This window comes from Yoonia sp. SDW83-1 (assembly GCF_046762885.1).
Taxonomy (GTDB): domain Bacteria; phylum Pseudomonadota; class Alphaproteobacteria; order Rhodobacterales; family Rhodobacteraceae; genus Yoonia.
On sequence record NZ_JBKQXO010000006.1, the window covers coordinates 54,702 to 70,444 of the forward strand.

General features: G+C 58.2%; 12 protein-coding genes. 11 read left to right on the forward strand and 1 reads right to left on the reverse strand.

Annotation, left to right across the window (positions count from 1 at the left end; translation table 11 throughout):
- Complete coding sequence (locus ACFWW4_RS09365) at positions 1 to 1,683, reverse strand: pilus assembly protein TadG-related protein (RefSeq protein ID WP_411890600.1); 1,683 nt, start codon at positions 1,681 to 1,683, stop codon at positions 1 to 3.
- Positions 1,684 to 2,046: 363 nt separating this feature from the next.
- Between ACFWW4_RS09365 and ACFWW4_RS09370 the strand changes: the two genes are divergently transcribed.
- From ACFWW4_RS09370 to ACFWW4_RS09420, 11 genes are all read left to right on the forward strand, one after another.
- Complete coding sequence (locus ACFWW4_RS09370; RefSeq protein WP_411890601.1) at positions 2,047 to 3,486, forward strand: Glu/Leu/Phe/Val family dehydrogenase; 1,440 nt, start codon at positions 2,047 to 2,049, stop codon at positions 3,484 to 3,486.
- Positions 3,487 to 3,801: 315 nt separating this feature from the next.
- Positions 3,802 to 4,383 carry a TadE/TadG family type IV pilus assembly protein gene (locus ACFWW4_RS09375; RefSeq protein WP_411890602.1) on the forward strand — a complete coding sequence of 194 codons (582 nt, stop codon included), beginning with the start codon at positions 3,802 to 3,804 and terminating at the stop codon, positions 4,381 to 4,383.
- Positions 4,384 to 4,385: 2 nt separating this feature from the next.
- Positions 4,386 to 5,729: a pilus assembly protein TadG-related protein gene (locus ACFWW4_RS09380; protein WP_411890603.1), complete on the forward strand. Its 1,344-nt coding sequence runs from the start codon at positions 4,386 to 4,388 to the stop codon at positions 5,727 to 5,729.
- 93 nt (positions 5,730 to 5,822) lie between these two features.
- On the forward strand, positions 5,823 to 7,076 hold the full coding sequence (locus tag ACFWW4_RS09385) for a sarcosine oxidase subunit beta family protein (protein WP_411890604.1): 1,254 nt from the start codon (positions 5,823 to 5,825) through the stop codon (positions 7,074 to 7,076).
- Positions 7,077 to 7,084: 8 nt separating this feature from the next.
- Positions 7,085 to 7,348 carry a sarcosine oxidase subunit delta gene (locus ACFWW4_RS09390; protein WP_411890605.1) on the forward strand — a complete coding sequence of 88 codons (264 nt, stop codon included), beginning with the start codon at positions 7,085 to 7,087 and terminating at the stop codon, positions 7,346 to 7,348.
- Complete coding sequence (locus ACFWW4_RS09395; RefSeq protein WP_411890606.1) at positions 7,345 to 10,251, forward strand: sarcosine oxidase subunit alpha family protein; 2,907 nt, start codon at positions 7,345 to 7,347, stop codon at positions 10,249 to 10,251. The genes ACFWW4_RS09390 and ACFWW4_RS09395 overlap by 4 nt, the downstream gene beginning before the upstream one ends.
- A complete protein-coding gene (locus ACFWW4_RS09400; protein WP_411890607.1) occupies positions 10,244 to 10,786 on the forward strand; it encodes a sarcosine oxidase subunit gamma in 543 nt (180 codons plus the stop codon). The genes ACFWW4_RS09395 and ACFWW4_RS09400 overlap by 8 nt, the downstream gene beginning before the upstream one ends.
- A gap of 81 nt (positions 10,787 to 10,867) precedes the next feature.
- Positions 10,868 to 12,835 (forward strand): DNA primase, encoded by a 1,968-nt coding sequence (gene dnaG, locus ACFWW4_RS09405; protein WP_411890758.1) that lies wholly within the window; start codon positions 10,868 to 10,870, stop codon positions 12,833 to 12,835.
- Between the two features lie 131 nt (positions 12,836 to 12,966).
- Positions 12,967 to 14,952: an RNA polymerase sigma factor RpoD gene (gene rpoD / locus ACFWW4_RS09410; RefSeq protein ID WP_411890608.1), complete on the forward strand. Its 1,986-nt coding sequence runs from the start codon at positions 12,967 to 12,969 to the stop codon at positions 14,950 to 14,952.
- Complete coding sequence (locus ACFWW4_RS09415) at positions 14,949 to 15,350, forward strand: hypothetical protein (protein WP_411890609.1); 402 nt, start codon at positions 14,949 to 14,951, stop codon at positions 15,348 to 15,350. Before rpoD ends, ACFWW4_RS09415 begins: the two co-directional genes overlap by 4 nt.
- A 38-nt stretch (positions 15,351 to 15,388) precedes the next feature.
- Positions 15,389 to 15,664, forward strand: coding sequence for an HlyU family transcriptional regulator (locus tag ACFWW4_RS09420; RefSeq protein WP_411890610.1), 276 nt, complete (start codon positions 15,389 to 15,391; stop codon positions 15,662 to 15,664).
- Positions 15,665 to 15,743 lie beyond the last annotated feature (79 nt).

A 15,743-nucleotide genomic window follows, 5' to 3' on the forward strand; every position in this document is an offset into this window, starting at 1 on the left:
TTACAGGCTCAACCGCAGGTTTGTGATTTGCTTTGCAATGCTCGCCAAAACATCGTCGACTGCTGCCGATTCCGTTTCGTAGTAGTGGGCGGCAGACGTTGCACAGCTGCGCATTTGGGTTTCACCATCGGTAGGCGCATCCATCGCTATCGTGTAAAGGATGATCCCCCGGTCTTTTGCAGCAGTGCAGATGTTCTGCATCATCGTGTTCTTTTCACCAGCGCTCACTCCGCGTTTCTCGAAGTTGTAACTGTCGAATGGGCCCTGATTTTCGGTCGACTTGGACCACCAGGCATAGCTGGAATTCCCCCAATAGCTGCGTTGAAGGACGTTTTCGTAGGCTGGCTCGCGATCATTTTCGTATTCGCGGGCCAAACGGTAACCTTGCACATTTGCACCATCTGTCATTAAGACGATGTATTTGGCGGTAATCTCATCTGTACTTTCAGAAGAATAGTTGGCCGGGCGCACACCCGAAAACGCAGGATCAACACTGGGAACAGTCTGCAGGATTGGACGGAAAGAAGGATCGATCAGGGTCACACCCCATTTCAAGCCAGCGTGGATAGAGGTATTCGTCCGCGGCGTGTAAGCGTTGATCGCATCCTTAAGGTCTTGCGCGTTCTGTGACAGCGGGATGATTGCCTCATAGTCATTTTCAGGACAGATCGGACGAATTGGTGCCGCAATCGTATTGTCCCCATAAGGATCATAGTTTTCGATTTGCTGGTATGTAATGCTGTTGTTGAACGTCGTAGTTGTGAATTCTGATGCTGGCACGTCCACACAGCGGCTCGGGTTGCTGTAACCCGTATAAAGCGGTTCTATGCCGGGATTGTTACCGTCGACGCCGACAGGAATGTTAGTAAGGTCCGTGTCGAGCACAATCTCTGTACCTGGCAAAGGCAGAGGCAATTCGGCTTCCCTAAATACGCGTGGAAAGGGCTCGTCCAACTCACTGATATCAATTATTCCAGCACGCCATTCTGACGTGTCAAAGCGGTTCGGAGGTGTGGTTGGGATCGCCCCGAAGATTTCGTCCCCAAGATTTACGTGCTCAGAATAGGCGACCAACGAGATTGAAATCTGATTCACATACTCAGGCTTCAAAAGCTCGTCGACAAAGTTACTAGCGGCGTCCTGCAGAAGATCAAGCCGGGTGCGACCCGAACCATTTGCCTCTCTGCCCATCGAGCCGGTGATGTCGAGGACCAGAGAAATCTCCACGTTACCTGTACCTTCAGTCGCAGCAGCGGTGGCAGGTGCAGCCAGTTCATCAATGCCAATGAAGCGAAGATAGAATGTATCAATGTCCAGACGGGCATCGACGGCAACCGAACGGTTCCGTGCATTGCCACTGACGCGGGGTTCGCCAACAATCGTGCCATCAAACCCGGCCTTTTCGAAGAAGTCGACAACGACCTCCTTGGAGTCGAGCCTCTGGTCAAGCTCAGCGGCTGCCAGAACGGACCGGTCAGCAACGCTTTGCAAAAGCGCGCGACGGGACTCAAAGCGCATGAAGTCGACGGCCATGCCGCCCATCACCAGCATGATGATCAGTAAGACGAGAGTGAAAACGATAATACTTCCATCTTCATCGCGGCCGAATTTTCGCAGTATCTCGGCGCGTAACTCTGCGTTCTTGCTCTTTACGCGGTGCGCGAAAGACTTCAAATCAGACATAAGTAACTCTCCGGTGGCGTTACAGCTTTATAAGACGTTTGCCGACAAACGTGGCACACGCACATCCCCAAGGGGAATATTAATCAGCTTGCTGTGGCAAAATTGGGGCAGGACAGCAGGGTTCCGCCTACAGTTTTAGACAAATATTCCACATTTGCCATCTAAACGTCGCACTGTTCCGTCCCGCGAAACAAAAAACGGCAGGATTTTCGTTCATATTCGGTTAACCTCACGGGAAATCTGCCTTTTTTCGAGATTTGCCCACTTTTTGAGCGCATTTTAGCGAATCGGGTTTAGGGTGACGCTAGGGCATCTAAAGTGCCAAAAAACACCATCGGAACAGCCGCTTTGGGAGGGATCCAAATGACTGCCCACGACACTATCAAAGAACCCAGCTTTCGTGAATCTGTCGACCTGATGTTTAACAGGGCGGTGGCCTTGATGGATCTTAGTCCGGGCCTGGAGGAAAAGATCAGGGTATGTAATGCGACATACACGGTTCGCTTCGGTGTGCGCCTGCGTGGGGCCATTCACACCTTTACCGGCTATCGGTCAGTTCACTCTGAACATATGGAGCCGGTCAAGGGCGGCATTCGCTATGCGCTGGCCGTCAATCAGGACGAGGTGGAAGCGCTTGCCGCGCTGATGACATATAAATGTGCATTGGTAGAAGCGCCATTCGGCGGTTCAAAGGGCGGACTGTGTATCGACCCGCGTGAATGGGACGAACACGAGCTGGAGCTGATCACCCGCCGCTTTGCCTATGAACTGATCAAGCGCGACCTAATCAACCCGGCCCAGAATGTGCCCGCGCCGGACATGGGTACGGGAGAACGCGAAATGGCCTGGATGGCCGATCAGTACAAACGCATGAATACCACGGATATCAATGGTGCCGCCTGCGTCACCGGCAAACCGCCCAACTCTGGCGGGATTGCCGGCCGGGTCGAGGCGACCGGGCGCGGCGTACAATATGCCTTGCAGGAATTCTTTCGCTACTCCGAGGATGTGGCGGCGGCGAACCTCTCCGGCAGTCTCAAGGGCAAGCGGATCATTGTGCAGGGTCTGGGCAATGTGGGCTTTCACGCGGCCAAGTTCCTGTCAGAGGAAGACGGCGCACTGATCACCGGGATTATCGAACGCGACGGTGCCCTGCATAACGAAAAAGGTTTGGATGTAGAGGCCGTGCGCGCCTGGATCGTCAAACACGGCGGCATCACCGGCTATCCCGACGCCAGCCATCAGGCGGACGGGCCCACATTGCTGGAAGCGGAATGCGATATCCTCATCCCCGCTGCCCTCGAAGGGGTGATCAATCTCAGCAACGCAGACCGGATCAAGGCACCGTTGATCATCGAAGCCGCCAACGGGCCTATCACGGCCGGGGCCGATGATATCCTGCGCGAAAAGGGCTGCGTGATCATCCCCGATATGTATGCCAATGCAGGTGGTGTCACCGTATCCTATTTCGAATGGGTCAAGAACCTCAGCCATATCCGCTTTGGCCGGATGCAGCGGCGAGCAGAGGAAAGCCGCCACCAGCTAGTGGTCGATGAGCTTGAGCGGTTGTCGGCAGACAAAGGATTGGGGTGGGAAATCAGCCCCAACTTCAAGGAACGCTATCTGCGCGGCGCGGGTGAACTGGAACTGGTCCGTTCCGGTCTCGATGACACCATGCGGGCGGCCTATCAGGCCATGCGCGAGGTTTGGCACAGCCGCGACGATGTGCACGACCTGCGCACGGCGGCTTATCTGGTGTCGATCCGCAAGGTGGCCGACAGTTATCGGGCGAAAGGGCTTTAACCGCACACCGATATCGCCAACAGCCGGACCCGCGCGTAGGGTCCGGTGACAGATATATACTATATAGTATGTCCCGGTCCGTCGCGGCGCAGTGATCGCGCGATGGTTGCGGCGTACCAATGCGGAGCGGTGACCAGCCCGCCGCCCATCATTCATGGTGATGATATCGTGGTGAGCACCGACATCGCGATGCCGCTGATCGCCGCGAATGAGCCCTTTGGCGGGAGAGTTGACCTGACTTGGTCACTCGGAAGGGTTGTGGGCTCTACGAATCATCTTTCGCTCCCCCAGCCAGAATCCCGAAAATAACAGACGTTGAACTGGCCGTTAACCTTGCGTCTAGGTTGTGTTAATACTCGATTAACATACTTGTTTTTTTACGTTTTTTTACCATGCCGGCCGCTGATCAGCCGCCGGTTGGCCACGATCTTGCCGCATTGTCACTCGACCTTTGACGCAACGACACTGAAACGCGAAAAAGGACAAAATATGCCACAGGCAGAAAGCCGCTCATGGGTATCACGCTTCGCAAAATGCGAGGACGGATCGGCAACCGTTGAATCGCTGTTCTGGTTCCCACTGTTCATGTTCATCCTTGTTCTTGTGGCGGACGTATCGTTCATCTTTTTTGGCAAAGCACAGGCATTACGTGTGATCCAGGATGGTAACCGCGCCCTGTCGGTGGGCCGTTTCAACGACACCGAAAGCACGCAGGATTTCATTGCCGTCGCCTTGCAGCCTTTTTCCGAAAACGTCGTTGTCACCACAACCGTCCAAGACGGCGTGGTCACCAGTACCGCAAAAATCCCGACCACTGATCTGATGGCAGTTGGCAGCATCCCCGGCATCAACAACATCGACGTCGTCGTCACCGCGCAACACTTCCTGGAGCAGTAAGAATGGTTTTCAGTACCTTGTCCCGATCCATCAAGGCAGCACGCAGTTTTGGCCGCGATGAAACAGGCAGCGTCAGCGCCTTTGGGGTGGTCATGTTTGTCGGTTTTGCCGCTGTTGGCTCCATCGCACTCGATGTAAGCAACCTTTATGCGGCACGGACGCATCTGCAGATCGCCGCTGATCAGGCCGCCCATGCGGCACTTTATAACCGCAACCGGATGGACGCCGATAGTGCCAAGCAACGCGCGCTCGAGATCGTGAATGCAACGCTGCCATCGGAAAATTACGGCGTTACGCTCACTGTCAACGATATTGAATTTGGTGTGTTTGACCGGACCAATCAGACATTCACGCCCGATGCAGACTCTACCAGTGCAGTCCATGTGCGTACCAGCTTTCTGGAAGAGAATTCCAACCCGGTCGCTACCTATCTGTTCAAGCTCGTTGGGCACGACTCCTTTGATGTCAGCACCAGCGCGATCTACACCACCTACCGGCCTGCCTGTCTGCGCGAAGGTTTCGTGGCCGAAGGGATTGTCGATATCCAGTCAAATAACGGGTTCCGCAACGGGTTCTGCATCCACTCCAACACCCATGTATCCTTGAACAGCAACAACTTCTTTGAACCGGGCACCGTTGTGTCCATGCCGGATCTGGCCAGCCTAGATCTGCCAAAATCCGGCTTTGAAACCAACGAAGGGTTAAGTGCGGCTTTGCGCGCGTCCAAGCAGAACATCCGCGTTCTGTCGCGTGTCGACGGTATCATCGCCCGCTTTGAACAGCCGCTGGCCTATATCGCCGGACCGGACATTCCCGAACTGCCTGACTACATCACTGATCCAGAGGTCGTCACAATGACCGAACGCACGGTCCAGGCCGCAGACCTGACGACAGGCCGTATTCATCACATTAACTGCGCCGGACCCCGGTTGACCATTGATGCAACGCCCACAGTGCGCGAGGTTGTCATCGTGTCGCCCTGCGAAATCAAATTCTCTGCCGGAAGTGTGCTGGAGGATGTGATTGTCATCTCAAAAGACACCGCCGCAGACTCGATCAATGCCCCTTCAGGCCTGCAGGTTGGTCGCAATGACAATTGCGCAACCGGTGGCGGCGCGCAGCTGGTAACCCTCGGTGGTATGAATTTTGCCTCTGACCTGCGCTTGTATGGCGGCCAACTCATCGCGAAAGGCGATATCGAGTTTGCGGCCAACGCCAATGGCATCCAGGGTGCGTCGATGATTGCTGGCGGAACGATTGATGGCACATCGAACATGGATATGGGCTTCTGCGGTTCCGGCCAGGAAGACAATTTCGAAATCGACTACTTCCGCCTCGCCTACTGATCCGGTCGCCACTCGTCCTCTGTTTGTCGAAAAGAGGACATGACCCCGCCCCAACCCTTGCTAGTGTCTGATGATGCTGGCAAGGGTTGACGCATGGGATATTCGGGATTTCAGGTCATCAAAGAGGGGCTTTTCGGCCAAAAGGGCTGGAAACCGGTCTGGCGCGATCCAGAGCCGAAGGCGGAATATGACGCCGTCATCATTGGCGGTGGCGGGCACGGGTTGTCCACCGCATATTACCTCGCCAAGGAACACGGGCTGACCAACATCGCGGTCCTGGAAAAGGGCTATATCGGCGGCGGCAATGTGGGCCGGAACACAACCATCGTCCGTGCCAACTACTTCCTGCCCGGTAATTCCGAATTCTATTCCCATTCGCTGAAATTATGGGAAGGGATGGAGCAGGACCTGAACTACAACGTCATGCATTCGCAGCGCGGCCTGATCAACCTGTTCCATTCCGATGGGCAGCGCGACGCCTTCGCGCGGCGCGGCAATGCGATGATCAATCAGGGTGATGATGCGATCCTGCTGGACACTGAGGGTGTCCGGAAGCACTTGCCTTACCTGGATTTCGACAATGTCCGCTTTCCGATTTATGGCGGCCTCTACCATCCACGTGGCGGCACCGCGCGGCATGATGCGGTGGCCTGGGGCTACGCGCGTGGGGCCGATCAGCGCGGTGTCGATATCATCCAGAACTGCGAGGTCACGGGGATCGATATCGAAGGCGGGGTTGTCAAAGGCGTGCAGACGACCCGCGGCGCGATCAAAGCTGCGAAAGTTGGGATCGTCGTGGCCGGTCGGTCAGGGCAGGTCGCCGCCATGGCGGGCATGCGTCTGCCCATTGAAAGCCACATCCTGCAGGCCTTTGTCACTGAAGGGCTCAAACCGGTCATCAACCACGTCGTCAGCTTTGGCATGGGCCATTTCTATATCAGCCAATCCGACAAGGGCGGGCTGGTCTTTGGCGGTGATCTGGATTTCTACAGCTCTTACGCGGCGCGGGGAAACCTGCCGATGAAGGAACACGTGATGGACGCAGCCATGACCCTGATGCCCATCATAGGTAAGGCCCGCGTGCTGCGATCATGGGGTGGGATCATGGACATGACGCCGGATGGCTCGCCCATCATCGACAAGACCCCGACCGAGGGGCTCTTTATCGATTGCGGCTGGTGTTACGGAGGCTTCAAGGCCGTGCCCGGGTCCGGCTTCAGCTTTGCCCATCTGATGGCGACGGGCAACCACCACGAACCGGCAGCCAAGTTCCGGCTGGACCGGTTCCGCGATGGGGTGGGGCTGATGGATGAAGAGGGCACCGGCTCTCAGCATAATTTGCACTAGGAAGACACATGCGGATCAACTGCCCCAATTGCGGCGAACGTGACCGGCGCGAGTTTTACTACCAAGGGGACGCCCTCGCGCTCACCCGTCCCGCACCTGATGCGGGACCTTTTGCCTGGGATGATTATCTGCACAATCGCGATAACCTTGCAGGCGACACCAAAGACCTGTGGTTTCATGAAGGTGGCTGCGGGGCCTGGATCGTGGTTGAACGCAACACGGTGACTCATGCAGTTCACGGCACAACACTGGCCCACAAGGTCAAAAGATGAGGCTGCAATCCCCTGATAAGACGGTGTATTTCACCTTTGACGGCCAGCGCTATCAGGGCGTGCCGGGCGAGCCTGTATCTGCAGCCCTGCTCGCCAACGGTGTCAAACTGGTCGCCCGGTCTTTCAAATACCACCGCCCCCGCGGGATCATGTCCGCCGGATCGGAAGAGCAGAACGCGCTGGTGACTGTAGGGCGCGGGGCGCACACCGAACCCAATATGCGGGCGACGACGCTTGAGGTGTCGGAAGGGCTGGAGGTGTTCAGCCAGAACGCCTGGCCCAGTCTGAAATACGATGTGATGGGGGTGAACGATCTGATCTCACCCTTTCTGGGGGCGGGCTTCTATTACAAGACCTTCATGTGGCCGAAATCCTTCTGGGAAAAGCTTTATGAACCCGTGATCCGCCGCGCGGCGGGGCTTGGCGGCCTCAGCGGAAAAAGCAATGAAGACCACTACGAAAAGGCATTCGCCTTCTGCGATGTGCTTATCATTGGCGGCGGCCCCGCCGGGCTGATGGCGGCACTGACTGCGGGGCGCGCCGGAGCCGATGTCATCCTCGCCGATGAAGATACGGCGATGGGCGGGCGGCTTTTGCGCGAAGTTGAGGATATCGACGGCCAGCCCGGAGCGGAATGGGCCGCGGATGCCGTGGTGGAACTGTCCGCCATGGACAACGTGCGGCTGATGACCCGCACGACCGTGACCGGCGCCTATGATCAGGGCACCTTTGGCGCACTGGAACGGATCGCGGGGCCACGCACCGCTGACAAACCGCTGGAATGCTTCTGGCGGATCGTGGCCAAGCGGTCGATTCTGTGTGCTGGCGCGCTCGAACGCCCCATCGCCTTTCCCGACAACGACCGCCCCGGCATCATGATGGCGAGTGCAGTGCGGGCTTATGTCAATCGCTGGGGCGTGGCCCCGGGCAAATCGTTGACGATCTTTGCCAATAATGACGATGCGCACCGGACCGCGCATGATCTAGCAGCGGCCGGTGTCCGCATCGCGGCCCTGATCGACAGCCGCGATGATGTGCAGATCAATGGGGATTTCCCGATCTATACCGGTGGTACGGTGACAGCCACCAAGGGACGCCATGGGCTTGAAAGCATCACGATTTCCCATAGCGGCGGGACGCGCGATATCCGCACCGACTGCCTCGCCATGTCGGGTGGCTGGAACCCGACGGTCCATCTGACTTGCCACATGAACGGGCGACCCACGTGGCGCGAGGATATCGCGAGCTTTGTACCAACCCCGGACAGCATCCCCGGCATGGTCGCCGCCGGGGCCTGCAACGGCAGCTTCAGCACGGCGGCCTGCCTGCAAGAAGGGGCGGATATCGCTGCCGTTGTTGCAACGGACCTTGGGTTGAAACCCAAGGTGACGGTGCCCGTGGCCGATGACAGCACCTACCGGATCAGCCCGCTTTGGGCGGTCCCGGGCGAGGGGCGCAAATGGATCGATTTCCAGAACGATGTGCATGTGAAGGATATCAAATTGGCCGCGCAGGAAAACTACCGCTCGGTCGAACATATGAAACGCTACACCACGCAAGGCATGGCCCCGGATCAGGGTAAATCGTCCAACGTGGTTGCCCTTGCCGTGCTGGCGAACGCGACCGGGCGCGGCATCCCCGAAACCGGAACAACCACTTTCCGTCCGCCCTATGTGCCGGTATCCATCGCGTCGATGGGGGCAGGCAGTCAGGGCAAGGGGTTCGCGCCGCAACGGATGACCACATCGCACAAGGCCACGGTCGCACGGGGCGCACCGATGATCGAGGCCGGGCTGTGGTACCGCCCCAGCTATTTCCCGGCGCAGGGTGAAACACACTGGCGGCAATCCTGCGACCGCGAGGTGGGGTTTGTGCGCAACGCGGTCGGCGTCTGCGATGTGTCCACCCTGGGCAAGATCGACATTCAGGGGCCGGATGCGGCGGCACTGCTCGATTTCGTTTATTGCAACACGTTTTCCACGCTGAAGGTGGGGCGTGTCCGGTACGGGCTGATGCTGCGCGAAGACGGGCATGTGATGGATGACGGCACGACCGCGCGGCTTGGCGAACAGCATTTCGTGATGACCACCACCACCGCCGCTGCCGGTCAGGTGATGCGGCATCTGGAGTTCGTGCTGCAGGCGCTGCGGCCCGACCTTGATGCGCAGGTGATCTCGGTCACGGAGCAATGGGCGCAGTTTGCGATCGCCGGGCCGCGCAGCCGTGACTTGCTGAATTCGCTTCTGGCTCACGAGCTGACCCACACTGTCTGGCCTTTCATGTCCTGTGGCGACGTCACCGTCGCCGGTGTGCCCGGTCGCCTGTTCCGCATCTCCTTTTCCGGCGAACACGCCTATGAAGTCGCCGTGCCGTCCCGCTATGGCGAAAGCCTGTTCCGGATGCTGACCGCCCAGGCCGAAATGCTGGGCGGCGGACCCTACGGTATGGAGGCGCTGAACGTCTTGCGCATCGAAAAAGGGTTCATCACCCATGCGGAAATCCACGGGCGCACGACAGCCTTTGATGTCGGCATGGACCGCATGATCAGCCTCAAGAAAGATTGCATCGGGCAGGCCGCCTCGCGACGGCCTGGGCTGCTGGATAAGGACCGCGAACAGCTGGTCGGGCTGAAACCGGTAGGGGCGGTTAAGCAACTGACCGCCGGGGCGCACCTGTTTGAAAAAGACGCAGAGGCGGTGCGGATCAACAGCCAAGGCTACACGACATCCGTCTGCTATTCGCCGACGCTGGAAACAAATCTGGCGCTCGCCTTTTTGCAGCAGGGCCGCGCGCGCCATGGCGAGGTGATCAAAATGGTCGATCATCTGCGCGGGTTGATCGCACAGGTCGAGGTTTGCGATCCTGTGTTCTTTGACCCAGAGGGAGGACGCGCCCGTGGTTAAGCTTCTGCCTCTGACACCCTGCGCGGGCCTTTTGCCGCTGGAAATCGGTGGCATCACCGTGACCGAAGTGGCGCTGGAGCGGATCTATTCGGTGGCGCCGCTGGCCGGGCAGACCATGGCGACCTCCACAGCTTTGAAGGAACAAATCGGGCTGGGTCTGTCCGCCCCAAACCGAGCCACCAGCAACCGCAGCGCGCGGATGCAGTGGTTCGGACATCGCACATGGCTGGTGACTGCCGCAGTCGATCTGGATGGAATGGCCGCCGTGACCGATCAGTCCGATGCGTGGGCCATCATACGCATTGAAGGGGCGGATGTTGAGGATGTGCTGGCGCGGCTCGTACCGATTGATCTGCGCGCGGCGACGTTCAAGAACGGCCACACGGCCCGCACGATGCTGGGACACATGTCCGTTGCGATCACGCGGGTCGGCGGGCAGGCGTTTGAGATTATGGCGATGCGGTCCATGGCGGGCACTTTGGTGCATGAGCTTGAGGTTGCGATGCGTGGTGTGGCAGCACGCTCAAATTTCTAGAAATTTGAGGCCTCCGGCGGGAGTATTTTTGGAAGAAAGAAGATGGTGGAGCTTACCCGCCGCTTCCGCGATAATACTGACATGAGTCTGCCCCCCGGTTTCCTTGATGAATTGCGCAACCGTCTGTCCCTTGGGCAGGTCGTCGGGCGCAAGGTCATGTGGGACACCCGCAAGTCCAATCAGGGCAAGGGGGACCTTTGGGCGCCATGCCCGTTCCATCAGGAAAAGACAGCCAGCTTCCATGTCGATGACCGCAAAGGGTTTTATTATTGTTTTGGCTGCCATGCCAAAGGCGATGCGATTTCCTTTGTCCGTGAGACCGAGAATGTGGACTTCATGGAAGCGGTCAAAATCCTTGCGGCAGAGGCCGGGATGCCGGTGCCGGAACGTGATCCGCAGGCACAGCAGAAGGCCGATAAGCGCACCCAACTGACAGACGTGATGGAGCAGGCGGTCAAATGGCATCGGCTCCAGTTGCAGACCGGCGCCGCCGCAGAGGCGCGCGACTATCTTGAACGGCGCGGCCTCAGCACTGACGCGCAAGCGCGCTGGGAAATCGGATTTGCGCCCACCAACGGCGGGGTGCTGGCGGCGCTCACCGGCAAAGGCGTCGAACAGAAACACGTCATCGAAGCAGGGCTCGCCGCCGAAAGTGACCGAGGCGGTGAACCTTACGACAGGTTCCGCGGCCGGATCATGTTCCCCATCCGCGATGCGCGGGGGCGGGCCATCGGCTTCGGCGGGCGGGCGATGGACCCGAACCATCCGGCCAAATACTACAACTCCCCCGAAACCCCGCTTTTCGACAAAGGGCGCAGTCTTTACAACCACGGACCCGCCCGCGAGGCCGTGGGCAAAGGCAAGCCCCTGATCGTTGCCGAAGGCTACATGGACGTCATCGCCCTGTCAGAGGCCGGGTTCACCGCCACAGTGGCCCCTTTGGGAACAGCCATTACGGAAGATCAGTTGCGCTTGCTCTGGCGGATGGCGGATGAACCGATCATCGCGCTTGATGGCGATACTGCTGGTTTGCGGGCGGCCATGCGGGTGATCGACATTGCCCTGCCGCTGCTTGAGGCAGGCAAATCCCTGCGTTTTGCCCTGATGCCCGAAGGATTGGACCCGGATGATGTGCTCAAGGCCCAAGGGGCCGGGGCCATGCAAAAACTGCTCGATGCGGCGATGCCCATGGTGCAGCTGCTTTGGCAGCGCGAGACGGAAGGCAAGACATTCGACAGCCCCGAACGTAAGGCGGCGCTCGACAAGACCCTGCGCGACAAGATCAAGCTTATCGCCGATCCGTCAATTCGCAGCCATTATGGACAGGCGATCAAGGATATGCGCTGGGCGCTGTTCAGCAATCGCAAACCGACAGCCCGAAAGACGAGCCAAAGAGGGGCCTGGACCAGTAGGCAAGACCCCTGGAAACGCGATATCAGCCCGGTGGCGACCAGCAAAAGCTCGGCCCTTGGGGCAGGGGGCGCGCATGAGGATCATCTGCGCGAGGCTGTGATCCTTGCCACGCTGATTGTCTCACCACATATCGCGACCGAATTCGAAACCGCGCTGGAACAGATGGACAGCGGTGACCTGACCCACCGCGATATCCAACGCTGCCTGCTGCGGCATCTTGGCGCAGAGGACCTGCGCACTGCCGTGATTGCTGATTTGGGCGAAGCGCCCCTTGAAAAGCTGATGAACCAGAACCATGTGGCCATCAGCCCCGCCATTCGCCGCGTGGGGGATGATGAAGTCGCGCGTTTCTGTCTGGCCGAAGAATTCGCCAAACTGACCGCGCGCCGGGGACAGGCACGGGAAATCGAAGATGCTGTGGAAGACTTGAATGGCTTGCCTGACGAGGGTCTGACATGGCGACTGGCGCAAGCCTCGGCAGCGGTGGACCGGGCAGGGCGGGGCAACAACGAGGATCGTGCCGAATACGAAGTGGGTGAGAATGGCGCACGAATCAAAAAGGACGAGCGTAGCGCGTTTGATAACCTTCTTGATCAGATCGACTTTGCCAAAGGGCACAAGCGCTCTAACTCTTAGGTCAGGCAACAGACTTTAAAAACAAGGCGCGAACTGCTTGCGAATCACCCTGATGCAGGGTTGATTCGATATTAACCGAATCAGCCGAATCATATCGGCGTCAAAACGACGATTTTGAAAGGGCCCTCTGCATGGCTGCCAAAGACAACGACGATCGTAAGGATGGGGACCAGGACGGCGATATCAGCCTTGATATGAGCCAGACTGCGGTCAAGAAGATGATCGCCGATGCGCGCGAACGGGGCTATATCACCTACGATCAGTTGAACGCGGTTCTGCCGCCGGAACAGGTCTCGTCTGACCAGATCGAAGACGTGATGTCGATGCTGTCCGAAATGGGCATCCAGGTCACCGAGGAAGAAGAAAGCGAAGAGGCCGAGGACGACAACAAAGGCGGCACCGAGGTCGCGACCGTTGCCGGGTCGCGTGAAGTCACCCTTGGTGGCGCAGAGGCTGAAAAGCTGGACCGCACCGACGATCCGGTGCGCATGTATCTGCGCGAAATGGGGTCGGTCGAACTGCTGTCCCGTGAAGGCGAGATTGCGATCGCCAAACGGATCGAGGCTGGCCGCAACACCATGATCCTGGGGCTTTGCGAAAGCCCGCTGACATTCCAGGCGATCACGATCTGGCGCGACGAACTTCTGTCCGAGGACATCCTGCTGCGCGATGTGATCGACCTTGAAACCACATTCGGCAACCAGCTTGGCGAAGATGGTGAGGAAAATGTGGTGGCCGCACCGGTCGCCGGCGCAGCACCTGCCGAAAAGGAAGAAACAGAAGAGCTTGACGCCGACGGTAACCCGATTGCCAAGGATGATGATGACGATGACGACGATCAGGCCAACATGTCATTGGCCGCGATGGAGGCCGCGCTGAAGCCACGCGTGCTGGACACGCTCGAAATCATTGCCCGCGATTTTGCCACTTTGTCCGATATGCAGGACGCGCGGATGTCGGCGACGCTGAACGAGGATTCATCGTTCTCGTCCAAGCAGGAAGACAAATACCAGGCGCTGCGGTCCGAGATTGTGGAGCTTGTGAACTCGCTTCACCTGCATAACAACCGGATTGAGGCGCTGATCGACCAGCTTTATGGGATCAACCGCCGTATCATGTCGATTGACAGCGCCATGGTGAAACTGGCCGATCAGGCCCGCATCAACCGCCGCGAATTCATTGATGCCTATCGGGGCCGTGAACTGGACCCGAACTGGCTTGACGAAATGTCCGAAAAGTCCGGGCGCGGCTGGCAGATGCTGATGGAGAAATCCACCGGCAAGATCGAAGAACTGCGCAGCGACATGGCGCAGGTCGGCCAGTATGTCGGCGTCGACATCACCGAATTCCGCCGCATCGTCCAGCAGGTACAGAAGGGCGAAAAAGAAGCGCGGCAGGCGAAAAAGGAAATGGTCGAGGCGAACCTGCGTCTCGTGATCTCCATCGCCAAGAAATACACCAACCGCGGCTTGCAATTCCTTGACCTCATTCAGGAAGGTAACATTGGCCTGATGAAGGCTGTCGATAAGTTCGAATATCGCCGCGGCTACAAATTCTCGACCTATGCGACATGGTGGATCCGTCAGGCGATCACCCGGTCGATTGCCGACCAGGCCCGCACGATCCGTATCCCGGTTCACATGATCGAGACGATCAACAAACTGGTCCGCACCGGCCGCCAGATGCTGCACGAAATCGGCCGCGAGCCCACGCCAGAGGAATTGGCTGAAAAGCTCCAAATGCCGCTGGAAAAGGTCCGCAAGGTGATGAAAATCGCCAAAGAGCCGATTTCGCTGGAAACACCGATTGGGGACGAGGAAGACAGCCAACTTGGCGATTTCATCGAAGACAAGAACGCCATCCTGCCGCTCGACTCAGCCATTCAGGAAAACCTGAAAGAGACCACAACGCGCGTGCTTGCCTCCCTGACACCACGTGAGGAACGAGTCCTGCGCATGCGCTTCGGCATCGGGATGAATACCGACCACACGCTGGAGGAGGTGGGTCAGCAGTTCAGCGTGACGCGCGAACGGATTCGTCAGATCGAGGCGAAGGCGCTGCGGAAACTCAAGCACCCCAGCCGGTCACGCAAGCTGCGGTCGTTCCTGGATCAGTGATCATCAATCCGACGCAAATGATCAGCGCCGCACTTGCGGCGCTTGTCCCGACGCTCGGATCGGCACAGGAAGCACCGTCGCTGGTCGTTTCGGGCGACGGGCACGCCTACAATGTGACATGCAATGAAAACGGTTTCGTCCTGACCTCGCTCTACCCCGTCTTTCGTTTCATCGAAAACGGTGCATCTTCGTCAATCGAAGACGGGATCGAAACGATTTATCTGGGCAAATCCTGCGATGCATTCACCGAAACCTTCGGTACCGGGGCATGGGGCCAGGCCAATGGTGGCTTCATCGCAACCTTCGACCGGATTTCAATCGGTTTCCCGCGGCAGGCACCCTACTGCCCGAATGACGATGCAGCTGGATTTGACCTCGCCAAAGACTGTCCGCTGTAATCGCGCCCGTAAGACCTGAAACTGGAAAGGTAACAGCCATGTCACTTCTTTCCCGACTCTTTGGTGGTAACGACGGCTCCAAACCGTCTGAACCGGCCGAAACCTATAAGGGCATGCAGATTTATGCAGAGCCGCAGCGCGAGGGTGGTACCTACCGGCTGGCGGCGCGGATCGCACATGATGTTGATGGCGAAATTCGCGAACACCACCTGATCCGGGCGGATACATTCCAGAGCATTGAAGACGCCAAGGCCGCATCCCTGGCCAAAGCCAAGCAGATGATCGACGAACAAGGCATCCGTCTTTTCGATTGATGCATCACCACTATTCATCTGCGGCCTGAGGATGTGGTCCGGAACGCGAGTGCAAAACGGAACGTAAAAACGCCGGATT